Below are 22,533 nucleotides of genomic sequence, written 5' to 3'. Positions count from 1 at the left end.
TCGACACGCTCCGACAAGCCGCGCGTCGGCCGGCCGCAGGGACGCGGCGCCCGCCTCGCGTGCGGCTGACCTGCCGTCAGCACCAAAGGCGGCGCCGAGCCACGTCGATGTGCGCGATGACCTACGCGTTCCACGTACTTGATCGGCTACGCCACCGGTGCCTCGGGTCGGGGGGTGGTGGGTGGGGGGGGTGGGGTGTTCGAATTTTGTTGGGGTTACGGGGTTCGTCCACAGATTCGGCGAGTTTTTTGCTTCCACAGGCTGGGGACTGTGGAGTTGTCCAGACTGTGTCCACAGGCTGGGGGTGTGGGAGATCATCGGGGCAGGTCAGGGGGCTGTGGATTCGTGGATAAGAGTTATCCACAGGGTGTGGACAGAAGGGGTGTCCACAGGTGGGGCTGAGAGTTGTCCACCGGGTTTCCCCAGGTTGGGGGGCGTTTTCCCCAGGCAGGAGGGGGTTCTCCACAGCGTTGTCCACTGTTCGGCAACCTGACGCACCTGCTCACCGGGTTGAGTGAAAGGCGTCACATGAAGGTGCCAGGTTGGGCTGTGGGAAACGTGGGTAAACCTGGGGACGCAGTTGGGGATAAAGGGCCTTCCCCTGTGGACGGGGTGTGCACAACTTTTCGTTCTCCACAGGAACCGTGAGTTGTCCACCGGTTCCATCCACAGGGTCGGTGGATAAAATTTCCGGCCTGAGCTGGGAAAACGCGGTTATCCACCGTATCCACAGGCCCTACTACTAAGACCAACTAGAGAGAGCCTGAGAGTCGGTTCGAAGCGGGGCCTGTGCACAACTTGCTCCCGGCTGCCCGACTGCCGCTCGTCACGACTTGACCCCGAAGGGCATCAGCTGTCAGTGGGGTGCGTCAGACTGGTCCCCGGTGTCCTTCCCCTCGCTGAGGGCTGTGACACCCAGACAGACGACGAAGGCGAAGCAGGCCGAGAAGCGCCGGCAACAGCAGGAGGCGGCAAGAGTGAAGATCCGGGTGGAACGCGACGTACTCGCGGAGGCCGTGGCCTGGGCGGCGCGCAGCCTCCCGGCCCGCCCGCCGGCGCCTGTCCTCGCCGGGCTCCTGCTGAAGGCCGAGGAAGGCCAGCTGAGCCTGTCGAGCTTCGACTACGAGGTCTCCGCGCGGGTCGGCGTCGAGGCCGAGGTCGACGAGGAGGGCACGGTGCTCGTCTCCGGCCGCCTGCTCGCCGACATCTGCCGGGCCCTGCCGAACCGGCCGGTGGAGATTTCCACAGACGGTGTACGGGCGACGGTGGTGTGCGGGTCCTCGCGGTTCACACTCCACACGCTGCCTGTGGAGGAGTACCCGGCCCTGCCGCAGATGCCGAACGCGACCGGGACCGTGCCGGGTGAGGTCTTCGCCTCCGCCGCCGCCCAGGTCGCCATCGCCGCCGGGCGTGACGACACGCTGCCGGTGCTGACGGGTGTGCGGATCGAGATCGAGGGCGACACCGTCACGCTGGCGTCCACCGACCGGTACCGGTTCGCCGTCCGCGAGTTCCTGTGGAAGCCGGAGAACCCCGAGGCGTCCGCGGTGGCCCTGGTGCCCGCGAAGACGCTGCTCGACACGGCCAAGGCGCTGACCAGCGGGGACAGCGTGATCCTGGCGCTCTCCGGGTCCGGCAGCGGTGAGGGGCTCATCGGGTTCGAGGGGGCCGGGCGGCGGACGACGACGCGTCTGCTGGAGGGTGACCTGCCCAAGTACCGGACGCTGTTCCCGACCGAGTTCAACTCCGTCGCCGTGATCGAGACGGCGCCGTTCGTCGAGGCCGTCAAGCGTGTGGCTCTCGTCGCTGAGCGGAACACTCCGGTGCGGCTGAGTTTTGAACAGGGTGTGCTCATCCTGGAGGCCGGGTCGAGTGACGATGCACAGGCTGTGGAGCGGGTCGACGCGCAGCTTGAGGGCGATGACATCTCGATCGCCTTCAACCCGACGTTCCTGCTGGACGGGTTGAGCGCGATTGACTCGCCGGTGGCGCAGTTGTCGTTCACGACGTCTACGAAGCCTGCGTTGCTGAGTGGGAAGCCCGCGCTCGATGCCGAGGCCGATGAGGCGTACAAGTACCTGATCATGCCGGTGCGGTTGAGCGGCTGATCTGCCGCTGAGCGCCGTCGTGGCTGGGGTGGGGGCGTGTCACTTACCCGCGTTTGCGGGGTGCCGCTGCGCCCACCCGTGCCGCCCCTAGCGGCACGCATGCCCGCAGCTAGGGCGAGGGAGTGGGTGGGTGCGTCCCGGTTTAGGCTCGGGACAAGGGACAACAACGCGCCCCTCACGCCACACCGCAACCTAAGGAACCACTGATGGAGCTCGGTCTCGTCGGACTCGGCAAGATGGGCGGCAACATGTGCGAGCGGATTCGCCGCGCGGGCCACACTGTCGTCGGGTATGACCGCAACCCGGACCTCGCGGACGTCCACAGCCTCAAGGAGCTTGTGGACACGCTCCAGGCTCCGCGTGTGGTGTGGGTGATGGTCCCGGCGGGAGCGCCCACGCAGGCCACCGTCGATGAGCTGGCCGAGTTGCTGGAGCCCGGGGACGTCGTCGTGGACGGCGGGAACTCGCGGTGGACCGATGACGAGAAGCATGCCGAGGAGCTCGCCGCCAAGGGCATCGGGTTCGTCGACTGCGGGGTCTCCGGCGGGGTGTGGGGGCTCAGCAACGGCTACGCGCTCATGTACGGCGGGGACGCCGAGCACATCGCCCAGGTGCAGCCGGTCTTCGACGCGCTGAAGCCCGAGGGTGACTTCGGGTCCGTGCACGCCGGCAAGGTCGGCGCCGGGCACTTCGCGAAGATGGTCCACAACGGCATCGAGTACGCGATGATGCAGGCGTACGCCGAGGGCTGGGAGCTGCTGGAGAAGGTCGACTCCGTCACCGATGTGCGCGAGGTCTTCCGGTCCTGGCAGGAGGGGACGGTCATCCGCTCCTGGCTGCTGGACCTGGCGGTGAACGCGCTGGACGAGGACGAGCACCTCGACAAGCTGCGGGGTTACGCCCAGGACTCCGGTGAGGGCCGCTGGACCGTGGAGGCGGCCATCGACCACGCCGTCCCGCTGCCCGCGATCACCGCCTCGCTGTTCGCCCGGTTCGCGTCCCGGCAGGACGACTCGCCGCAGATGAAAATGATCGCGGCGCTGCGCAACCAGTTCGGCGGGCACGCCGTCGAGTCCAAGTAACACCCCGTCGGAGAGGTCGGCCATGCACGTCACGCATCTGTCGCTGGCCGACTTCCGTTCGTACGCCCGGGCCGAGGTCCCTCTCGACCCGGGCGTCACCGCGTTCGTGGGCCCCAACGGGCAGGGCAAGACGAACCTCGTCGAGGCCGTCGGCTACCTCGCGACCCTCGGCAGCCACCGCGTCTCCTCCGACGCCCCCCTCGTCCGCGCCGGCACCGACCGGGCGATCGTCCGCGCCCAGGTCCGCCAGGGCGAGCGGCAGCAGCTCGTGGAGCTGGAGCTGAACCCCGGCAAGGCGAACCGCGCGCGGATCAACCGGTCGAGTCAGGTCCGCCCCCGGGACGTCCTCGGCATTCTGCGGACCGTGCTGTTCGCGCCGGAGGACCTCGCGCTCGTCAAGGGCGATCCCGGTGAGCGGCGGCGGTTCCTGGACGAGCTGGTCACCGCGCGCTCCCCGAGGATGGCCGGGGTCCGCTCCGACTACGAGCGCGTCCTCAAGCAGCGCAACACCCTCCTCAAGTCGGCCGCTCTCGCGCGCAGGCACGGCGGCCGGTCCATGGACCTGTCCACCCTCGACATCTGGGACCAGCACCTCGCGCGCGCGGGCGCCGAACTCCTCGCCCAGCGCCTCGACCTGATCGCCACGCTCCAGCCGCTGGCCGACAAGGCGTACGAGCAACTGGCCCCCGGCGGCGGGCCGATCGCCCTGGAGTACAAGCCGTCCGCCCCCGGCGAGGCGCACACCCGCGAGGGGCTGTACGAGCAGCTCATGGCGGCCCTCGCGGAGGCCCGGAAGCAGGAGATCGAGCGGGGCGTCACGCTCGTCGGCCCGCACCGCGACGACCTCCTTCTCCACCTCGGCCGGCTCCCCGCCAAGGGCTACGCCTCCCACGGCGAGTCCTGGTCCTACGCGCTCGCCCTGCGCCTCGCCTCCTACGACCTGCTGCGCGCCGAGGGGAACGAGCCGGTGCTCGTCCTCGACGACGTCTTCGCCGAGCTGGACGCCCGCCGGCGCGAACGGCTGGCGGAGCTGGTGGCTCCCGGCGAGCAGGTACTGGTGACGGCCGCGGTGGACGACGACGTACCTGGCGTTCTGGTCGGGACGCGGTTCTCGGTCTCTGACGGGCAGGTGGAGCGGGTATGAGTACCGACGAACGGGGCGGACCGGAAGTTCCCGGCACATCCGGCGCCCCCACCAAGCCCGCCCCCTCCAAAGAACCCTCCGGCGTCGACCTCGCCCGCGTGGCGCTCAAAGCCGCCCGCGAACAGGCACGCGCGCGTGGGGACGCCGCCCAGCAGAAGAAGCAGAAGGGCCGAGGCCCGGGCCTGCGCTCCGGCGCCCGCGCGGACGGCCGCGACCCCATGGCCCTCGGCGCCGCGATCAACCGCCTGCTGAACGAACGCGGCTGGGAGACCCCCGCGGCCGTCGGCGGTGTGATGGGCCGCTGGCCGGAGATCGTCGGCGAGGACCTGGCGAAGCACTGCGTCCCGCAGCGGTACGACGAGGACGAGCGGGTCCTGGTCGTGCAGTGCGACTCGACGGCGTGGGCGACACAGCTGCGCCATCTCGCGCCGACGCTGGTCGCCCGCCTCAACGCCGACCTGGGCCACGGCACGGTCCGGATGATCAAGGTCCTCAACCCGGGTGGCCCGGTCCGCCGGTACGGGCCTCTGCGAGCTCCCGGAAGCACGGGTCCCGGCGACACCTACGGGTGACATACCTCACGCCGCGCTCCCCGAGGTGCTTCGTCGCGCCCCGCGCGCGGGAGCGTCGTCCACGTTTTCCGAAGCCCCTCAACCCGCTTGCCGTACAAGGCCGAACCGGACGTACGCACCGGCGAATCCGGAGCTGACTCGCCGGTAGCCAAGGGTTGACAGCCGGAAGCGCTGAGTGCCGCTGTGAGCCTCTTGGGCCCCCCGCCCGTATATCGGGAGTCGTGAGAGGCGGGTTGAGGGCGGCACATGCGGACTCAGGTACCGGCAAACCCCCATCACTGTCAGTGCTACCGGTAGACTGGAAGCCAATCCCGCCCCAAACGTGGGGACCGCCCGGGACAAGCTGAGCAACGCTGATCAAGGCTTACCAACGCAACATGCCGCAGCCGCTCCGGCAACCTGCCCAGGAGTCTGGCTCGTGCTGTGCCAGAAAGGGCGCTTCGTGGCCGATTCCGGCAACCCCAACGAGAACAACCCGTCCACCGGCGCGGGCGCGAACGGCGAGGTCACCGCCTCGTACGACGCCAGCGCCATCACCGTCCTCGAAGGGCTGGACGCGGTCCGCAAGCGGCCCGGGATGTACATCGGCTCGACCGGTGAGCGCGGTCTGCACCACCTGGTCTACGAGGTCGTGGACAACGCGGTCGACGAGGCCCTGGCCGGTCACGCGGACACCATCGACGTGACGATCCTCGCCGACGGCGGGGTGCGCGTGATCGACAACGGCCGAGGCATCCCGGTCGGCATCGTGCCGTCCGAGGGCAAGCCGGCCGTCGAGGTCGTGCTCACCGTCCTGCACGCGGGCGGCAAGTTCGGCGGCGGCGGCTACGCGGTCTCCGGCGGTCTGCACGGCGTCGGCGTGTCCGTCGTCAACGCGCTCTCCAGCCGGGTCTCCGTGGAGATCCGCACGGACGGCCACCGCTGGACGCAGGACTACAAGCTCGGCGCCCCGACGGCGCCGCTCGCGCAGCACGAGGAGACGCGCGAGACCGGCACCTCGGTCACCTTCTGGGCGGACCCGGACATCTTCGAGACGACCGTCTACTCCTTCGAGACGCTCTCGCGGCGCTTCCAGGAGATGGCCTTCCTCAACAAGGGCCTGACGATCAAGCTCACCGACGAACGCGAGTCGGCGAAGGCGACGGCCGGGGCGGACGAAGCGGGCGCGGACGAGAAGGCCGAGGTCAAGACGGTCACGTACCGCTATGACGGCGGCATCGTCGACTTCGTGAAGTACCTCAACTCCCGCAAGGGCGAGGCCGTCCACGCGACGATCATCGACCTGGAGGCGGAGGACAAGGAGAAGGCCCTCTCCCTCGAAGTCGCCATGCAGTGGAACAGCGGCTACAGCGAGGGCGTCTACTCCTTCGCGAACATCATCCACACGCACGAGGGCGGCACCCACGAAGAGGGCTTCCGCGCGGCGCTCACGAACCTGATCAACAAGTACGCGCGCGACAAGAAGCTGCTGCGCGAGAAGGACGACAACCTCACGGGTGACGACATCCGCGAGGGTCTGACGGCGATCATCTCGGTCAAGCTCAGCGAGCCGCAGTTCGAGGGCCAGACGAAGACCAAGCTGGGCAACACGGAGGCGAAGACCTTCGTCCAGAAGGCCGTCTACGAGCACCTGAACGACTGGCTGGACCGCAACCCGGTCGAGGCCGCCGACATCGTCCGCAAGGGCATCCAGGCGGCCACCGCGCGCGTGGCGGCCCGCAAGGCGCGCGACCTGACGCGCCGCAAGGGCCTGCTGGAGTCGGCGTCGCTGCCGGGGAAGCTGTCCGACTGCCAGTCGAACGACCCCACCAAGTGCGAGATCTTCATCGTCGAGGGTGACTCCGCCGGTGGCTCCGCGAAGTCGGGCCGCAACCCGCAGGTGCAGGCGATCCTCCCGATCCGCGGCAAGATCCTGAACGTCGAGAAGGCGCGGATCGACAAGATCCTCCAGAACCAGGAGATCCAGGCGCTGATCTCCGCGTTCGGCACCGGTGTGCACGAGGACTTCGACATCTCGAAGCTCCGCTATCACAAGATCATCCTGATGGCGGACGCCGACGTCGACGGCCAGCACATCAACACCCTGCTGCTGACGTTCCTGTTCCGCTTCATGCGCCCCCTGGTCGAGGCCGGGCACGTCTTCCTGTCCCGTCCCCCGCTGTACAAGATCAAGTGGGGCCGCGAGGACATCGAGTACGCCTACTCCGACCGCGAGCGCGACGCGCTCCTGGAGATGGGCCGCCAGCGCGGCAAGCGGGTGCGCGAGGACTCGATCCAGCGCTTCAAGGGTCTCGGCGAGATGAACGCCGAGGAGCTGCGCGTGACGACCATGGACCAGGACCTCCGCGTCCTCGGCCAGGTCACCCTCGACGACGCCGCCCAGGCCGACGACCTCTTCTCCGTCCTCATGGGCGAGGACGTCGAGGCCCGCCGCGCGTTCATCCAGCGCAACGCCAAGGACGTCCGCTTCCTCGACATCTGAGTCGGTCTCAGCTGACCGCTACAGAAGGGATCTTCACCAGCAATGACCGACGAGAACAGCACTCCGGAGACCACTCCGGAAGAGGGCACTGTGCGGATCGAGCCCGTCGGGCTCGAAACCGAGATGCAGCGCTCCTACCTCGACTACGCGATGTCCGTCATCGTGTCCCGCGCGCTGCCGGACGTCCGTGACGGCCTCAAGCCCGTCCACCGCCGCGTCCTGTACGCCATGTACGACGGCGGGTACCGGCCCGAGAAGGGCTTCTACAAGTGCGCCCGCGTCGTCGGCGACGTCATGGGCAACTACCACCCGCACGGCGACTCCTCGATCTACGACGCGCTGGTCCGCCTCGCGCAGCCGTGGTCGATGCGGATGCCGCTCGTGGACTCCAACGGCAACTTCGGTTCCCCGGGCAACGACCCGGCCGCCGCCATGCGGTACACCGAGTGCAAGATGATGCCGCTGTCCATGGAGATGGTCCGCGACATCGACGAGGAGACCGTCGACTTCACGGACAACTACGACGGCCGCTCCCAGGAGCCGACCGTCCTGCCCGCCCGCTTCCCGAACCTGCTGATCAACGGCTCGGCGGGGATCGCGGTCGGCATGGCCACCAACATCCCCTCGCACAACCTGCGCGAGGTCGCGGCCGGCGCGCAGTGGTGCCTGGAGCACCCGGACGCCTCGCACGAGGAACTGCTCGACGCGCTGATCGAGCGCATCAAGGGCCCGGACTTCCCCACAGGGGCTTTGGTCGTCGGCCGCAAGGGCATCGAGGAGGCGTACCGCACCGGGCGCGGCTCGATCACCATGCGCGCGGTCGTCGAGGTCGAGGAGATCCAGAACCGCCAGTGCCTGGTCGTCACCGAGCTGCCCTACCAGGTCAACCCGGACAACCTCGCGCAGAAGATCGCCGACCTGGTGAAGGACGGCAAGATCGGCGGCATCGCGGACGTCCGTGACGAGACGTCGTCGCGCACCGGCCAGCGGCTCGTCATCGTCCTGAAGAGGGACGCGGTCGCCAAGGTCGTCCTCAACAACCTCTACAAGCACACCGACCTCCAGACGAACTTCGGCGCCAACATGCTGGCGCTGGTGGACGGCGTGCCGCGGACGCTGTCGCTGGACGCGTTCATCCGGCACTGGGTGACGCACCAGATCGAGGTCGTCGTCCGGCGCACCCGCTTCCGGCTGCGCAAGGCCGAGGAGCGGGCGCACATCCTGCGCGGGCTGCTGAAGGCGCTCGACGCGATCGACGAGGTCATCGCGCTGATCCGGCGCAGCGAGACCGTCGACATCGCGCGCACGGGCCTGATGGACCTGCTCACGATCGACGAGATCCAGGCCAACGCGATCCTGGAGATGCAGCTCCGCCGGCTCGCGGCCCTGGAGCGGCAGAAGATCATCCAGGAGCACGACGAACTCCAGGCGAAGATCGCCGAGTACAACGAGATCCTGGCCTCGCCGGTCCGCCAGCGCGGCATCGTCAGCGAGGAGCTGGCCGCGATCGTCGAGAAGTACGGCGACGACCGCAAGACCATGCTGGTGCCCTACGACGGTGACATGTCCATCGAGGACCTGATCGCCGAGGAGGACATCGTCGTCACCGTCTCCCGCAGCGGCTACGTCAAGCGGACCAAGACGGACGACTACCGGGCGCAGAAGCGCGGCGGCAAGGGGGTGCGTGGGACGAAGCTCAAGGAAGACGACATCGTCGACCACTTCTTCGTCTCCACCACCCACCACTGGCTGCTGTTCTTCACCAACAAGGGCCGTGTCTACCGCGCCAAGGCGTACGAGCTCCCGGACGCCGGGCGGGACGCGCGCGGGCAGCACGTCGCGAACCTGCTGGCCTTCCAGCCGGACGAGGCGATCGCCGAGATCCTCGCGATCCGCGACTACGAGGCGGCGCCGCACCTGGTGCTCGCCACGAAGGCGGGTCTGGTCAAGAAGACGCCTCTGAAGGATTACGATTCGCCGCGCTCCGGCGGTGTCATCGCGATCAACCTGCGTGAGCGGGAGGACGGTTCGGACGACGAACTGATCGGTGCGGAACTGGTCTCCTCCGACGACGATCTCCTTCTGATCAGCAAGAAGGCGCAGTCGATCAGGTTCACCGCGTCGGACGACACGCTGCGTCCGATGGGCCGCGCGACCTCGGGCGTCAAGGGCATGAGCTTCCGCGAGGGCGACGAACTGCTCTCGATGAATGTCGTCCGACCCGGTACGTTCGTCTTCACCGCGACAGACGGCGGGTACGCGAAGCGAACCAATGTCGACGAATATCGCGTCCAAGGGCGTGGGGGCCTCGGAATCAAGGCCGCCAAGATCGTCGAGGACCGGGGTTCGCTCGTCGGTGCGCTGGTGGTCGAGGAGACCGACGAGATCCTCGCCATCACGCTCGGCGGCGGTGTGATTCGTACGCGAGTCAACGAGGTCAGGGAGACGGGCCGTGACACCATGGGCGTCCAACTGATCAACCTGGGCAAGCGCGATGCCGTCGTCGGCATCGCCCGTAACGCCGAGGCGGGGCGCGAAGCGGAGGAGGTCGAGGGCGACCTCGACGCCGTGGAGGGCGCCGCCGAGGCCGGCACGGACGAGGGCGACGCGCCCTCGGCCGAGTAGCACCGAGGAGAGAGTCATCGTGAGCGGAGCCACGGGCGCCGGTACGTCTGCCGGAACCGCCGGTACTTCTGGTAAGTCCGGCGCGGAGAAGGACGGCGGCGGTCGTGGCTCCGCCGCGGGTGCGGGTGCCTCCGGCGGGGGTGCGGGGGGCGGTGACCCGCGTGACGCGCAGACGACGCAGCTGAAGGCGGTCAAGCCGGATGCGCAGGCGCCTGCGTCGCTCGCCAAGGGGGCGCGGGAGAAGAAGAACTCCCCTGCGGGGCAGGGGGGTTCTGGTTCTTCCGGTTCTTCCGGGGCCGCGGGCTCGAAGGGGCAGCCGCAGGGTGGGGCGCAGGTCGGGCAGCAGCAGACGGCCTCTCCCCTCCCCGGTGCCGGTTCCGCTCGGGGTGGCGCTCAGGTCACCGAGCCCTACCACCCGCCGCAGGCGTACGCCGCCGAGGACGGTGACGTCGTCGAGGGTGACGTCCGCGAGCCTCGACCGGAGGTGCGGACGGCGCCTCGGGTGCGGAAGGCGCGGCTGCGGGTCGCCAAGGCCGACCCCTGGTCCGTGATGAAGGTGAGCTTCCTGCTCTCCATCGCGCTCGGGGTCTGCACGATCGTCGCCTCGGCCGTGCTGTGGATGGTCATGGACGCGATGGGGGTCTTCTCCTCCGTCGGCTCCACGATCTCCGAGGCGACCGGGTCCAACGAGTCCAACGGGTTCGACCTCCAGTCCTTCCTCTCCCTCCCCCACGTCCTGACGTTCTCGACGATCATCGCGGTCATCGACGTCGTCCTCGCGACGGCGCTGGCGACACTCGCCGCGTTCATCTACAACCTCTCCGCCGGGTTCGTCGGCGGGGTCGAGCTGACGCTCGCCGAGGACGAGTGAGCGGCGTCTCACTTCAGTGACCTGCGCGGAAACCCTCCGGGGCGGGCCCGTCCCAATCGATTTTGGGACTGCCCCGGTCGTGCGCTAATCTTCAGGAGTCAGCGCGCGGGACATACACCGCAGGCGCGGCGGGGCTATAGCTCAGTTGGTTAGAGCGCATCCCTGATAAGGATGAGGCCACAGGTTCAAATCCTGTTAGCCCCACATTTTGAGAAGGCGTCTCCTCCGGGAGGCGCCTTTTTCGTGTCGTGGGTCCTTTGAGGGCAGCGAAAAGACCCGGCCGCTGGCGACGGGGGATGCACCAGCGACCGGGCTATGGCCAAGGCTAACAAGGGTGTTGGGGGCGGTGGGGGGTGTCTGGGTGGACGGGGTGGGGTTATGTGAGCGGGATCACTCGGGGGGTGTCAACTCTGTGGCCTGGGCGCGGGCTTGGGCTGCGATGTGCTGGAGGGCTTCCAGGTGGGCTTCTAGGTGGGTGCGGCCCGACGGGGTGAGGGAGAGCCAGGTGCGGGGGCGTTTGCCGACGAAGCCCTTGCGGGATTTCACGTAGCCGGCGGCCTCCAGGGCGGAGACGTTCTTGCTCAGGGCGGAGTCCGAGAGGGCGAGGGCGTCCCGGGTGGTGCGGAAGTCCGCTTCCAGGCAGCCGGAGAGGAAGGCGGCCAGGGAGAGGCGGGTGGGGTGCTGGATGTTGGGGTCGAGGGCGGGGGTGTTCGAGGGGGCGGGGTCCGTGGTCATGTCGTCCGTCTGGTGCGGTCGCGGTGCAGTTGGAGCCAGAACGCGGCGCCCGAGGTCACGCCGAACACGGCGAGGGCGGCCGGCGGGTCGATGAGGAAGGCGGTGGCGACGGCGAGGGCGGTGCAGACGACGAAGGAGATGTGGCGCAGCCATCTCTCGCGGGGTGTCCTCGTCGGCCGCAGGAGTACGCCGCCCGCCGTCACGTTGGCGAAGAACACGGCGAAGAAGCCGAGGAGGCAGGCGAGGGAGGCCACCATCAGGGCGACGCTCGGCGGGTCCTGGTCCGCGACGAGGGACAGGCCCGTGAAGCCGGCGGCGTAGAGGAGGCCCGCTGCCGGGGGGTGCCAGGCGGGGACCCGGCGGGCGGCGCGAGCGGCTGCCTGTGCGGCGCGGGCGGAGGAGAGGGCGGTTCGGGCGGACTGGACTGTTGCCGGGGTGGGATGGTCGGCCGTCATGCCATCAGGTTGGCAAATACTTTCCTGGCTCGCAAGTATTTTCTTGCCGCTGACATGGCGAAGGCCCGAGACTCCGGAGAGCCGTCGGGCCTGGCGTGCGGGCTGTACGCAAGTTCGCCGTTACGTCGTGGTGGGGGTGGTGGGCGGGGTCAGTGCTGGAGGGGGGCGTCCGGTTCCGTTTCCTGGTGGTGGTCCGTGTCCAGGTGGGGGCGGTGGCGGCAGTTGGGGGACTTGCCGTGGGCCTCGGCTCGGATGCGCTGCTTCATCGTCGGGGGGAGGGAGCGGGTGTAGGGGCCGTCCCAGGAGGGGAGCAGCGGGGGTTCCGCTTGGGGGGCTGTCGCCGTGTTGCGGGCCGGCTCGGTCCGGGCTACCGCCGTCGTCGCGGTCGTCGTGATGAGACCGAGTGCCGTGCACAGGGCCAGGAGGGCGGTGATGACGGTCGTCCAGAGGTTCTTGAGCTGGGTGCGGGCCACGGCCCCTCACTTTCGGGTTGGGCGGATTTGCGTACTTTCCTCATGATGTGTATGTCGGCCCCGAAACGACGGACCGACGCTCGCGGCGTGGCGATGTTCTGATGAACACCACCCGGATGGGCGCATGAGCGGGGAAAAGGGCGAAAGGTGACCGTCTGTGGGGGTGTGATCACCCTCCGATCGGAGCGGTGGACGTTCCCGTGCCGGCTGTCTACTCGGCGGTACCGAGCGGTAGTTGGGGCTCCGGGCAGGTCACCGATCGGTCTCGGCCGGTGTGTATAGTCGGGCGCCAGAGGTCCCTTACGTCAAGAAAGACGAGGTCGCGCGGTGAAGAAGCTTCTCCTGGTCGCACTGGCCGCCATCGGCGGGCTCCTCGTGTACCGCCAGATCCAGGCGGATCGCGCCGAGCAGGATCTGTGGACGGAGGCGACCGACTCCGTGCCCACGGGTTCGTGACTGCCGATTCCCAGTACTCCCACAGACCCCGACCGCCGATGCGGTCGGGGTCTTGCGTTGTGCGGTGACCGGGCGTGAGGGTGTCGACGTCGGACACCGGCTTCGGTGCGGGGAGTGAAGGGGCGGGCGATGGGCGTGGCGCGGCGGTGCGTGGTGCTGGGGAGCGTCGTCGGGGTGCTGGTGGCGGGGCCGGGTGCGGTGGCGCGGGCGGCGGAGGTGCCGGCGTACGCGTACGACCGTGAGGCGCGGGTCGTCAACGGGGCGAGCGGGACGAGTGATGCCGTACGGCTGGAAGCGGGGCGGGTGTACCGCAGCTCCCTCGCCGGGGACGGCAAGGCGTACTTCCAGATCGAGCTGGACGCCGCGTCGACGACGTACGTGTCCGTCACCGCCGTGCCCGGCGCCGCCGAGGTGCTGACGTTCAACGACGGGGTGAAGGCGGCGCTCCAGGACTCCAACGGGCTGAACTGCTCCAGTGACGTCGTGACGTTCGGGTCCGCCGTCAGCCCGCATCCGGTCACCGCGTCGGTGGTGCGGGAGGTTCGGGAGGGGCGGTCGGTCTGTCAGGGGGCGGGGACGTATTACGTGGTGGTGGAGCGGGCGGGGGGCCGAGCGTCGGGGTCTGCCTCGCCCTCCGCCTCGTCCTCGTCCTCGGCCTCTGGTGACGCGGTGTCCTGGGGGCTGGAGACGGCCGTCGTCTCCGAGCCGCCCGTCGGCCTGGGCGGGGCCACCGTCGCTCCCAAGGGGTGGAGTTCCGCGACCCCCTCCCCCATGGCCGGCCAGGCGCGGCGGCTGCCGGGCGGGGCCGGGTTCGCCACCGCCAGCGATCTCGCGCAGGGGGCCTGGCGGGACGACATCCTGCCGGGGCAGACGCTGTTCTACTCCGTGCCCGTCGAGTGGGGGCAGCAGGTGTACGTCACCGCCGAACTGGGAAGCGCCGGCGGGGGATCCGGGTTCGTCGCCTCCGCGCTGGACGTCACCCTGTACAACCCCGTCCGCGCGAAGGTCGACGATCTGCGGTTCGGGTACGACGGGGAGCAGAAGACGGGGACGATGCGACCGTTGCCGCCGGTCGACTACGCGAACCGGTACGCGTCGAGCGGTTCGGCGAGCGGGATGCGGTTCGCCGGGGGGTACTTCCTCGTCGTCCATCTCGCCGGGCAGGTCGGGGAGAAGTTCGGGGACGGGACGTACGGGGTGACGCTGCGGGTGCGGGTGAAGGGGGCGGCGCGGCACAGCGGCGGGCCGTGCGGCCTGCGAGCGCGCTGCCGTGGTCGGCGCGGATGAGGTGCAGACACAGGTCGACGCCGGAGGCGGCGCCGGCGGAGGTGAGCACGCTGCCGTCGTCGACGAACAGGACACCCTCGGTGAGGTGGATGCGCGGGTACCAGCGGTGGAAGAGGTCCACGTCCTCCCAGTGGGCGGTCGCGGCGCGGCCGTCGAGCAGACCGGCGGCGGCCAGGACGAACCCGCCGGTGCAGATCGAGGCGATCCGGATGCCGGGACAGGGCCGCCGAGACGGGCCCGGACAGGTCACGGGTCGGACGTGCCGCCTCGACCGGGGCGACGACGACCGTGTCCGCCTCCTCCAGGATCCGAGGCCCGTGCTCCGGCACGACCGAGAACCCGGCGTCGGTGGCGACCCGGCCGCCGTCCGCCGAACAGACCCGGACGTCGTAGCGGCCCTCGGCGGCGCCCAGGATCCGGGACGGGATGCCCAGCTCGAAGGGGCGGACCCCGTCCAGGGCCAGGACCACCACCCGGTGCGGGGGAGAGGCCGGACGTGACGTGACAGAGTGCTGCACGGCGACTCCCCGTGCCGGACGTCCGGGCGGGGCGGGGGCGGTGCTCAGACCGTGCCGGCGAGGGCGTGGCGTCCGGCGCTGATCAGGGCGGCCTGCCGGGCGATGCGCCCGCCCAGGTGCTCGGCCGTGGCGATGTCCGCCTTGTGGACGGTGTCGACGCCGCCGTCCAACGGCGTCTGCGCGCCGGCTCCGCCCCAGTAGCCGAGGCGGTTCAGGTCGTGCTCGGAGGCGGAGCTGGAGTTCCAGCCCGGGGCCAGGCCCAGGCTGACCCACAGCATCCGGTGCTGGGCGGCGAAGGCGGCGAAGTACGCCAGGGTGTTGTTCTTGTCGCCGCTCTTGGAGGCGGAGTTGGTGAATCCCGCCGCCAGCTTGTCCGCCCAGCGTCCCTCGGCCCAGCGGGGGCTGGTGGCCTCGGCGAAGGTGTGGAAGCCGGCCGAGGCGCCGCCCATGTAGGTGGGCGACCCGAAGACGATCGCGTCCGCGGCGTCCAGCCGGTGCCACTGCTCGTCGGTGACGGCGGTGACGTCCACGAAGGTCACGTCGGCCCCGGCGTCCGAGGCGCCGCGCCGTACGGCTTCGGCGAGGACGGCCGTGTGGCCGTAGCCGGAGTGGTAGGCGACGGCGACGGTCGGGCGGGGGAAGGTCTGCTCGGGCATGGTCTGCTCCTGTGGGTCGGGTGGGGGAGTGTTCGACGGCGGCACGTTTTTAATGTGACCAGTCGTCTTAGATGTGAAGCGGCTCGGTCCGGCCGGAATTCCCGGAAGCCGCCGGGATCGGCTCAGTCGCGGGAGAACGGGTCGCTCAGCGCCGCGAAGTCGGCCGGCGACAGCTCCAGCGAGGCCGCCGTCACGTTGTCCTCCAGGTGCTCGACCGACGACGTGCCCGGGATGGGCAGCACGACCGGCGAGCGGCGCAGCAGCCAGGCCAGCGCCGCCTGGGACGGCGAAGCGCCCAAGTGGGCCGCGACCCGGTCGAGGGGACCGCCGGGCCTCGCGAGCTGCCCCGTGGCCAGCGGGAACCAGGGCAGGAACGCGATGCCGTTCGCCTCCGCGTACCGCAGCACGTCCTCCGAGTCCCGCTGGGCGACGTTGTAGAGGTTCTGCACGGAGGCGACGGGCACGATGCGGCGAGCCCGCTCCAGCTCGTCGACACCGACCTCGGAGAGCCCGACATGGGCGATCTTTCCCTCGTCGCGCAGCTCCTTGAGGGCACCGATCTGCTCCTCGAACGGCACGGAGGGGTCGAGGCGGTGCAACTGGAAGAGCGGAATGCGCTCCAGCCCCAGCCGCCGCAGGCTGGACTCCGCCTGCGCCCGCAGATAGGCGGGACGGCCGTTGGACCGCCACTGCCCGGGGCCCGGCCGGGTCAGTCCCGCCTTGGTGGCGATCACCAGGCCCTCCGGGTACGGGTGCAGCGCCTTGCGCAGCAGCTCCTCCGCCGTGCCGGGGCCGTAGGAGTCGGCGGTGTCGAAGAGCGTCACACCGAGCTCCACGGCCCGGCGCAGCACGCGCACCCCCCTGTCCTGGTCGGGGAAGGGACCCCACACTCCCGGGCCCGTCAACTGCATGGTGCCGTAACCGAGTCGGTGGACCTCCAGGTCACCGCCGATGGTGAACGTCCCGGAGGACGCCGCTGAGATGCCGTTCATCGCTGTCTGCCTTTCTTGTGTGGTCGGGGTGGTCAGGAGACGGTGACGTTCTCCAGGCGTACCGAGACGACCAGCGGCTCGGGCACCTTGTGGCCGTTCTCGTCGCGGCTGTAGATCATCCGGGTGGTGGGCACGACCAGACCGGACACCTCCCGGTGCCCGGAGACGTAGTGGGCGGCGGGGGTGTCGCCGGCGATCGCGACGCTGTAGTCGCGTCGGCGGATCAGCCCGTCGCCGTCCACGTACAGGGTCTGCTCGGTGCTGAGGGTGGCGAAGCCGTCGGGGAAGACCACGTGCAGACGGCGGAACTTCTCGCCGTCCTCCGTCCACGTGCCGATCTCCTCGGTGCGCACCCCGGGGAAGGCCAGCGAGAGCGGCTCGGCCAGGTAGGTCCACATGGCGCTGCCCGAGAAGTAGGCCAACTGCAACCTGCTCCACGGAGTCGTCAGGTCGTGGCCGGCGAAGGAGGCGCGGGCGTCGAGGAGTTCGTCCACGAGGTTGCCCTCGGTGTCCCGCACGGCGACCCGGTCCCCCGTGAAGGTGACGTGGTGGCCGTCCTCGAAGAAGGGTTCCTGACGTACGTACTGCCGGTGCAGACCGACGGTCACGTCCACGTCGTCGAGGGCGCCGGGATGTCCCTTCATGCTCCACAGGGCGCCGCCGAAGAACTGGCGGGCGCTGATCTGTTCGGCCTGCGCCCAGCGGGCGCGACCGCCGTAGGCGTCGAAGACGGTGTCGAGAAGGTCGGACACGGTGTTTCTCCTGGTGGTGGGGTGTCAGCCGGGCGGGGTGTCAGCCGAGGAACTCGTTGACGTCCTTGGCCGCTTCGGCCGGGTACTGGAACAGCGACGCGTGGGCGGCGTCCGGGTAGATGCGGATCCGCGCGTCCGGGATGAGGCCCGCCATGAGGTGGCTGGCCCGGGTCGGGATCATCAGGTCGTTGTCGCCCTGGAGGATCAGGGTGGGGCACCCGATCCCGGTCAGCCGCTGGAGCGCGCCGTGGTCGGGGATGCCCCACTCCAGGACGGCGTCGTACTGGGCGTCGCGGGAAGCCGGACTGCTGGGCACGTCCCGGTCCTCGGTGCGGGCCAGGAAGCGGCCCAGGAACTCCCGGCCCTCGGCCCGGCCGGACTCGGTGTGCGGAAAGAAGATGTGGAGCAGGTCCTCGCCGGTCGGCACGGCGGCACGGGCGTGCGTCTCGATGTCCTCGCGCCAGCCGTGCATGCCCGGGGCACCCTTGGGACCGGTGCCCGCCAGGATCAGACGGCGGATCAGCCGGGGCCGGACCAGAGCCATGTCCTGGGCGACGAAACCGCCGATGGAGAAGCCGAGGAGGTCGATCCGCTCCAGGCCCAGCGCCTCGGTGAAGCCGATCATCTGCTGGGCCAGCCGCGCGACGGTGGCCGCCGGCGTGCCGGTCGAGGAGGCGACACCGGGGTAGTCGACGAGGACGACCTCACGTTCGGCGGCCAGCGCGTCGACCAGCGCCGGGTCCCAGTTGTCGAGGTTGCCGGTGAAGTGCTGGAGCATCACCAGCGGCACCCCGCCTTCGGGGCCGAGCCGGCGATAGGCGTAGCGGACGCCGTCGGCCTCGGTGAACCGGGTGGGGGCGGTGTGGTGGGTGTGTGAGGCCATCGCTTCTCCCTGGCGAACTGTAGGTGTGAGGGGGTGTGCGAGCGGCGGGTCACATACGTGTTCCGGCCTGCCCGATGCCATGTACTGAGCATGGCCGACACATGTGGAAAGTTTGTGGCCCACTTCCACACTCAGAGGGCGAGGAAGCGGTTCACCTCGTGGGCGAAGTCCTCTGGGTGCTGGAAGAGGAACCCGTGCCCGGCGTCGCTGTACAGGACGACCTTGGCGTCGGGCAGCCGCTGCGACATCGCGTACGTGGCGTAGGCGTGGATCATCACGTCGTGGGCCCCGTTCGCGACCAGGACGGGCAGGGTGAGCTCCGCCTGCCGCTCCCAGTACCCCTCGAAGCCACCGAGAGCGGCCAGTTGACCATGGAAGGCCTCGGCGCTCACCGCCGCCTTCGACTGCTTCAGCCGGTGGTCCAGCCGCCGCAGCGACGCCAGCCCGGCCGCCCGCGCCCGCTCGGTCTCCGGGAAGAACAGGTAGAGGAAGTCCTCGTCGCCGTTGTCCGGCTTCCCGGTGGTCTGGGCGACACGCTCCGGCGGGGCGGGCAGGTCGGGCACCCCGCCGGCGGAACTGCCGGCCACCACCAGACGGTGCACCAGCTCCGGCGCGGCCAGGGCGACCCCCTGCGCGACGATGCCTCCCATGGACCAGCCCAGCACGTCGACGTCGGTCAGCCCCAGGGCGCCCATGAAGGCCAGGGAGCCCTGCACCAGGCCGTCCATGGTCACCGGCGCGACGCCGGTGGAGAAGCCGGTGCCGCGGTTGTCGAAGACGATGACCTCACGTTCGGCGGCCAGCAGGTCGAGCAGCAGCGGGTCCCAGTGGTCGAGGGTGCCGCGCAGACGCATGTGCATCACGAGCGGGCGGGTTCCCGCACGTCCGAAGCGCCGGTAGGCGAAACGCTCGCCGTCGGGTCCGCCGACGAAACGTGTCTCGGCCGAGTCGGCCAGATAGGTGGTCATGGGGCACTCCTGTCATCGGGGACGCAAAGGGGGGTCAGGTGGCGGCGGCGGTCACCGTGAGGCCGGTGCTCCGCGGCGCCGTGCCAGCATCCCCCGGCGTTGTGGAGGGTTTGTGGGGCCTCGTGAGCGCGGCACGTGCCTGCTCGCGGCCGGGTGACCAGCGCGAGGTACTGGTGCACCGAGCGGTCGGCGTCGGCGCCGTCTCCGGTGGCCGCCGCGACCCGCTTCATCGACTCCGCCCGCACATCGCCCGCGGCGAAGACCCCCGGCACGCTCGTCTCGTACGGCAACGGGGCGCGGCCCAGGTTCTCCCACACCGGGCCCGGCATCGCCGGTGTCAGCGCGCGGTCGGTCGGGACGAAGCCCTTGTCGTCCCGTGCCACGTGGGCCGGCCGGCGGCGGGCCGCGCACCGATGCTCCGTCTCCTGCTTCATCAGCAGCCGCAGGGAGTGCGCGTCCACCCGGGCGGTCAGGGCCCGCCGCTGTCCGGTCAGACCGAGTTCCCCGGCGAACTGTCCGGGACCGTGACGGAAGAGGACGTCCTCGCAGTCGGGCGCCTCGCAGGGGCACAGGGCCTGCCGGACAAGCCGTGTCGCACAGCCCGGCCGAGCTGCTCGTCGGTCAACCGGGACGAGGCGACCTTTCCGAGATCCTCGGAACGATCGCCTATGTCAGGAAATGAGATTGACATGTGTCCCACGTCAACAGACACAATGTGTCGCCGACGTGGCATACGTGTGCGCTCCCCACGGCACGGCGGGCCCCACCCGGCCGGAGCCGGAGTGGGGCCCTGCGGGCCTACTTCGCGAGGAAGGTGAGGAGCGCGGCGTTCACCTCGTCGGCGTGGGTCCACAGCAGGCCGTGGGGAGCGCCGTCGACCTCGACGTAGTCGGCGTGCGGGACGGCCTTGTGGAAGAGGCGGGCGGTGGAGTCGATGGGCAGGATCCGGTCGGCGGTGCCGTGCAGGATCAGGGTCGGGACGTCGATCTTCGGGAGGTCCGCGCGGAAGTCGGTGAACCAGGTGAGGGGCGCGGCGGACGCGGCGTAGGCGCCGCCGGAGGCCGCGACGTTCCAGCTGTTGCGGACGGCTTCCTCGCTGATGCGGGTGCCGAGGTTGTCGTCGAGGTTGTAGAAGTCGTTGTAGAACGCGGTGTAGTAGGCGTACCGGTCGTTCTTGACCGTCTCGGCGATGCCCTGGAAGAACTCGATCGGGGCGGCGCCGCCGGGGTTGTCCTCGGTCTTGAGGAGGAACGGCTCCAGGGAGGCGAGGAAGGCGGCCTTGGCGACGCGGGCGGAGCCGTAGGTGCCGAGGTAGCGGCCGACCTCACCGGTACCCATGGAGAAGCCGACGAGGGTGACGCCCTGGAGGTCGAGGGTCTCCAGCACCGTGTTGAGGTCGGCGGCGAACGTGTCGTAGTCGTAGCCGGCGGTGACCTGGCTGGAACGGCCGAAGCCGCGGCGGTCGTAGGTGATCACGCGGTAGCCGGCGTCGAGGAGAGCCGCGGTCTGCTTCTCCCAGGAGTGCCCGTCGAGGGGGAAGCCGTGGATGAGGACGACCGGACGGCCGGTGCCGTGGTCCTCGTAGTACAGCTCGATGTCGGTGCTGTTCTCCTGGCCGACGGTGATGAACGGCATGGTGTTCCCTTCGGAGCGATGCGGTGTGCGGCACGTTCGAACCGTGCCGACAGACACCACTGTCACCGCCCCCGGCGGTCCAGGCATCCGTATAACGACTTACGGGATCGGAATTCCGTGACTCACCGGGCCCGGACGGGCCCCGTCAGCCACAGGTGTGAGGTCATGTATACGTGTTGACGGTCGAGAAGGTGTGTCGGAATACGTATGCTCGGTCGCACCCCCAGGACGGACACATGCGCACGACAACGGGAGTTCGGATGACTCAGTGGCACAAGACCGCCTGCAGTCTCTGTTACGTCAACTGCGGACTGGAGGTCCAGACCGACGGCCGGCAGATCACCCGCGTCCGGGGCGACCGGGAACACCCGCGCTCCGAGGGCTACCTCTGCCAGAAGGCCCAGCGGCTGACCTGGTACGGCGACCACGGCGACCGCCTCACCACACCCCTGCGCCGCAGCCCCGACGGAACGCACGAGCCGGTCGACTGGGACACCGCCCTCACCGAGATCGCGGCCCGGCTCCGGGCGATCAGGGACGACGGCACCGGCGGGGACGAGGGGCCCATGGCCTACATCGGCGGCGGCGGCCAGGGAAACCACTCGGGCGGCCCCTACGGACACGCCCTGCTGCAATGGATGCGCTCCACCCGGATGTTCGGCGCCCTGTCGCAGGAGAAGACCGGCGACTTCTGGGTGAACGGCAAGCTGTTCGGCCACCAGACCTGCCACACCTCCGAAGGCGTCGAGGAGTGCGACCTGCTCCTCGTCATCGGCTGCAACCCGTGGCAGGCACACGGCTTCAACCGCGCCCGCAATGTCGTGAACACCATCAAGAACGACACCACGCGCAAGATGGTCGTGGTGGACCCCCGGCGCACCGAGACGGCCGAGGCCGCCGATCTGCACCTGCCGCTGCGGCCCGGCACGGACGCCTACCTGCTCGGCGCGCTCCTGGCCCTGATCCTGCGGCGGCGCGGCCACGACGAGACGTTCCTGCGGACGCACACCGAGGGATTCGAGGAGGTGGCCGAGGTGGTGCGGCGCATCCCGGTGGACGAGTTCATCACCCACGCCGAGGTGCCACGCGCCGACGTGGAGCGGGCGGTGGACCTCATCCTCGGTGCGCGCGCCATGACCGTCCGCGTGGAACTCGGCATCCAGCAGGGGCGCAACTCCACCCTCAACAGCTATCTGGAGAAGCTGCTCTACCTGCTGACCGGTCACTTCGGCCGGCCCGGCACCAACGCGCTGCACTCCTGGCTGACACCGCTGTGGACCCACTCCGCCGGCCGGCGCTCGGCGATCACCGGATTCGAGTACATCGGCGGCTACCTGCCGCTGAACACCCTCGCCGAGGAGTTCCTGGCCGACTCACCGGGCCGGGCGCGGGTGATGTGGGTCGACTCGTCCAATCCCGCCAACACCGCCGCGGACACCGCCTCCTTCGAGCGAGCCGTCGCCGCCGCGGAGCTCTCCGTCGTCGTCGACGTGGCGTACACCGAGACCGCGGCGCTCGCCGAGTACGTGCTGCCCGCCGCCTCCCAGCACGAGAAGTGGGAGTGGACCCACTTCACGTTCGAATGGCCGGTCAACTACTTCCACCTGCGTCCGCCGCTGTTCGACCCGCTCCCCGGCACCCTGCCCGAGGCCGACATCTACGCCCGCCTGCTCGACAGGCTCGGCGCGCTGCCCGGCCAGGAGGAGCTGGACCGCCTCACAGAGATCGCGCGTACCGACCGCGCGAGCCTGCTGCCGCACGCCGCCCCGCTGCTGACGGACGTACCGGGCCTCGCGCCGGTCCTGCTGCACCTGACGCTGGGCCGCACCCTGCCCGCCG

The 22,533-nt window shown here is 69.8% G+C and carries 20 protein-coding genes, 1 tRNA gene and 1 pseudogene; 11 read left to right on the top strand and 11 right to left on the bottom strand.

Features of this window, described 5'->3' with window-relative positions; all coding sequences use genetic code 11:
• Positions 1 to 977 precede the first annotated feature (977 nt).
• From dnaN to ACVNF4_RS15825, 8 genes are all read left to right on the top strand, one after another.
• Positions 978 to 2,108 carry a DNA polymerase III subunit beta gene (gene dnaN / locus ACVNF4_RS15860; protein WP_109361975.1) on the top strand — a complete coding sequence of 377 codons (1,131 nt, stop codon included), beginning with the start codon at positions 978 to 980 and terminating at the stop codon, positions 2,106 to 2,108.
• A 206-nt stretch (positions 2,109 to 2,314) separates the two neighbouring features.
• On the top strand, positions 2,315 to 3,190 hold the full coding sequence (gene gnd, locus ACVNF4_RS15855) for a phosphogluconate dehydrogenase (NAD(+)-dependent, decarboxylating) (RefSeq protein ID WP_461803449.1): 876 nt from the start codon (positions 2,315 to 2,317) through the stop codon (positions 3,188 to 3,190).
• A gap of 22 nt (positions 3,191 to 3,212) precedes the next feature.
• Complete coding sequence (gene recF, locus ACVNF4_RS15850) at positions 3,213 to 4,334, top strand: DNA replication/repair protein RecF (protein ID WP_461803448.1); 1,122 nt, start codon at positions 3,213 to 3,215, stop codon at positions 4,332 to 4,334.
• A complete protein-coding gene (locus ACVNF4_RS15845) occupies positions 4,331 to 4,906 on the top strand; it encodes a DciA family protein (RefSeq protein WP_461803447.1) in 576 nt (191 codons plus the stop codon). Before recF ends, ACVNF4_RS15845 begins: the two co-directional genes overlap by 4 nt.
• Before the next feature lie 418 nt (positions 4,907 to 5,324).
• Complete coding sequence (gene gyrB / locus ACVNF4_RS15840; RefSeq protein WP_461803446.1) at positions 5,325 to 7,388, top strand: DNA topoisomerase (ATP-hydrolyzing) subunit B; 2,064 nt, start codon at positions 5,325 to 5,327, stop codon at positions 7,386 to 7,388.
• Positions 7,389 to 7,430: 42 nt separating this feature from the next.
• Positions 7,431 to 10,013 (top strand): DNA gyrase subunit A, encoded by a 2,583-nt coding sequence (gyrA, locus tag ACVNF4_RS15835; RefSeq protein ID WP_461803445.1) that lies wholly within the window; start codon positions 7,431 to 7,433, stop codon positions 10,011 to 10,013.
• A 19-nt stretch (positions 10,014 to 10,032) separates the two neighbouring features.
• On the top strand, positions 10,033 to 10,884 hold the full coding sequence (locus tag ACVNF4_RS15830; RefSeq protein ID WP_461803444.1) for a DUF3566 domain-containing protein: 852 nt from the start codon (positions 10,033 to 10,035) through the stop codon (positions 10,882 to 10,884).
• 130 nt (positions 10,885 to 11,014) lie between these two features.
• A tRNA-Ile gene (locus ACVNF4_RS15825) sits at positions 11,015 to 11,088 on the top strand.
• 186 nt (positions 11,089 to 11,274) lie between these two features.
• On the opposite strand, the gene ACVNF4_RS15820 is transcribed toward ACVNF4_RS15825, so the two are convergent.
• The 3 genes from ACVNF4_RS15820 to ACVNF4_RS15810 all read right to left on the bottom strand — a co-directional run bounded on the left by ACVNF4_RS15820 (position 11,275) and on the right by ACVNF4_RS15810 (position 12,547).
• Complete coding sequence (locus ACVNF4_RS15820; RefSeq protein ID WP_461803443.1) at positions 11,275 to 11,619, bottom strand: winged helix-turn-helix domain-containing protein; 345 nt, start codon at positions 11,617 to 11,619, stop codon at positions 11,275 to 11,277.
• Complete coding sequence (locus ACVNF4_RS15815; RefSeq protein WP_461803442.1) at positions 11,616 to 12,074, bottom strand: hypothetical protein; 459 nt, start codon at positions 12,072 to 12,074, stop codon at positions 11,616 to 11,618. The genes ACVNF4_RS15820 and ACVNF4_RS15815 overlap by 4 nt, the downstream gene beginning before the upstream one ends.
• A 149-nt stretch (positions 12,075 to 12,223) precedes the next feature.
• Positions 12,224 to 12,547 (bottom strand): DUF6344 domain-containing protein, encoded by a 324-nt coding sequence (locus ACVNF4_RS15810; RefSeq protein ID WP_461803441.1) that lies wholly within the window; start codon positions 12,545 to 12,547, stop codon positions 12,224 to 12,226.
• Positions 12,548 to 12,874: 327 nt separating this feature from the next.
• On the opposite strand from ACVNF4_RS15810, the gene ACVNF4_RS15805 reads away from it, so the two are divergent.
• Together ACVNF4_RS15805 and ACVNF4_RS15800 are read left to right on the top strand one after the other, a co-directional pair.
• Positions 12,875 to 13,003 carry a DLW-39 family protein gene (locus ACVNF4_RS15805; RefSeq protein WP_003999697.1) on the top strand — a complete coding sequence of 43 codons (129 nt, stop codon included), beginning with the start codon at positions 12,875 to 12,877 and terminating at the stop codon, positions 13,001 to 13,003.
• A 105-nt stretch (positions 13,004 to 13,108) separates the two neighbouring features.
• Entirely contained in the window at positions 13,109 to 14,290 is a 1,182-nt protein-coding gene (locus tag ACVNF4_RS15800; RefSeq protein ID WP_461803440.1) for a hypothetical protein, read from the top strand.
• Here the strand turns inward: ACVNF4_RS15800 and ACVNF4_RS15795 are convergent.
• From ACVNF4_RS15795 to ACVNF4_RS15760, 8 genes and pseudogenes are all read right to left on the bottom strand, one after another.
• Positions 14,226 to 14,808, bottom strand: a pseudogene (locus ACVNF4_RS15795) (AraC family transcriptional regulator); the annotation flags it as partial. The gene ACVNF4_RS15800 and the pseudogene ACVNF4_RS15795 overlap by 65 nt on opposite strands.
• A gap of 44 nt (positions 14,809 to 14,852) precedes the next feature.
• Complete coding sequence (locus ACVNF4_RS15790; RefSeq protein ID WP_461803439.1) at positions 14,853 to 15,464, bottom strand: flavodoxin family protein; 612 nt, start codon at positions 15,462 to 15,464, stop codon at positions 14,853 to 14,855.
• A 122-nt stretch (positions 15,465 to 15,586) separates the two neighbouring features.
• Positions 15,587 to 16,456 carry an aldo/keto reductase gene (locus ACVNF4_RS15785; RefSeq protein WP_461803438.1) on the bottom strand — a complete coding sequence of 290 codons (870 nt, stop codon included), beginning with the start codon at positions 16,454 to 16,456 and terminating at the stop codon, positions 15,587 to 15,589.
• Positions 16,457 to 16,488: 32 nt separating this feature from the next.
• Complete coding sequence (locus ACVNF4_RS15780) at positions 16,489 to 17,208, bottom strand: hypothetical protein (protein WP_461803437.1); 720 nt, start codon at positions 17,206 to 17,208, stop codon at positions 16,489 to 16,491.
• A gap of 40 nt (positions 17,209 to 17,248) precedes the next feature.
• Entirely contained in the window at positions 17,249 to 18,091 is an 843-nt protein-coding gene (locus ACVNF4_RS15775; RefSeq protein ID WP_461803436.1) for an alpha/beta fold hydrolase, read from the bottom strand.
• A 131-nt stretch (positions 18,092 to 18,222) separates the two neighbouring features.
• Positions 18,223 to 19,059: an alpha/beta fold hydrolase gene (locus ACVNF4_RS15770; protein WP_461803435.1), complete on the bottom strand. Its 837-nt coding sequence runs from the start codon at positions 19,057 to 19,059 to the stop codon at positions 18,223 to 18,225.
• Positions 19,056 to 19,520 (bottom strand): hypothetical protein, encoded by a 465-nt coding sequence (locus ACVNF4_RS15765; protein ID WP_461803434.1) that lies wholly within the window; start codon positions 19,518 to 19,520, stop codon positions 19,056 to 19,058. Before ACVNF4_RS15765 ends, ACVNF4_RS15770 begins: the two co-directional genes overlap by 4 nt.
• A gap of 337 nt (positions 19,521 to 19,857) precedes the next feature.
• On the bottom strand, positions 19,858 to 20,694 hold the full coding sequence (locus ACVNF4_RS15760; RefSeq protein WP_461803433.1) for an alpha/beta fold hydrolase: 837 nt from the start codon (positions 20,692 to 20,694) through the stop codon (positions 19,858 to 19,860).
• A gap of 260 nt (positions 20,695 to 20,954) precedes the next feature.
• Here ACVNF4_RS15760 and ACVNF4_RS15755 point away from each other — a divergent pair.
• On the top strand, positions 20,955 to 22,533 hold a 1,579-nt coding region (locus ACVNF4_RS15755), incomplete at its 3' end, for a molybdopterin-dependent oxidoreductase (protein WP_461803432.1).

Source organism: Streptomyces sp. S6 (assembly GCF_054880855.1).
This window is presented reverse-complemented; position numbering and strand designations above follow the sequence as displayed.

Bases quoted from the DNA above. Each gene is read 5' to 3' on its own strand.
- ACVNF4_RS15845 (WP_461803447.1), top strand. From the start codon at position 4,331: ATGAGTACCGACGAACGGGGCGGACCGGAAGTTCCCGGCACATCCGGC.
- ACVNF4_RS15775 (WP_461803436.1), bottom strand. From the start codon at position 18,091: ATGGCCTCACACACCCACCACACCGCCCCCACCCGGTTCACCGAGGCC.
- ACVNF4_RS15820 (WP_461803443.1), bottom strand. From the start codon at position 11,619: ATGACCACGGACCCCGCCCCCTCGAACACCCCCGCCCTCGACCCCAAC.
- ACVNF4_RS15760 (WP_461803433.1), bottom strand. From the start codon at position 20,694: ATGCCGTTCATCACCGTCGGCCAGGAGAACAGCACCGACATCGAGCTG.
- gnd (WP_461803449.1), top strand. From the start codon at position 2,315: ATGGAGCTCGGTCTCGTCGGACTCGGCAAGATGGGCGGCAACATGTGC.
- recF (WP_461803448.1), top strand. From the start codon at position 3,213: ATGCACGTCACGCATCTGTCGCTGGCCGACTTCCGTTCGTACGCCCGG.
- ACVNF4_RS15770 (WP_461803435.1), bottom strand. From the start codon at position 19,059: ATGACCACCTATCTGGCCGACTCGGCCGAGACACGTTTCGTCGGCGGA.
- ACVNF4_RS15785 (WP_461803438.1), bottom strand. From the start codon at position 16,456: ATGAACGGCATCTCAGCGGCGTCCTCCGGGACGTTCACCATCGGCGGT.
- ACVNF4_RS15815 (WP_461803442.1), bottom strand. From the start codon at position 12,074: ATGACGGCCGACCATCCCACCCCGGCAACAGTCCAGTCCGCCCGAACC.
- gyrA (WP_461803445.1), top strand. From the start codon at position 7,431: ATGACCGACGAGAACAGCACTCCGGAGACCACTCCGGAAGAGGGCACT.
- ACVNF4_RS15790 (WP_461803439.1), bottom strand. From the start codon at position 15,464: ATGCCCGAGCAGACCTTCCCCCGCCCGACCGTCGCCGTCGCCTACCAC.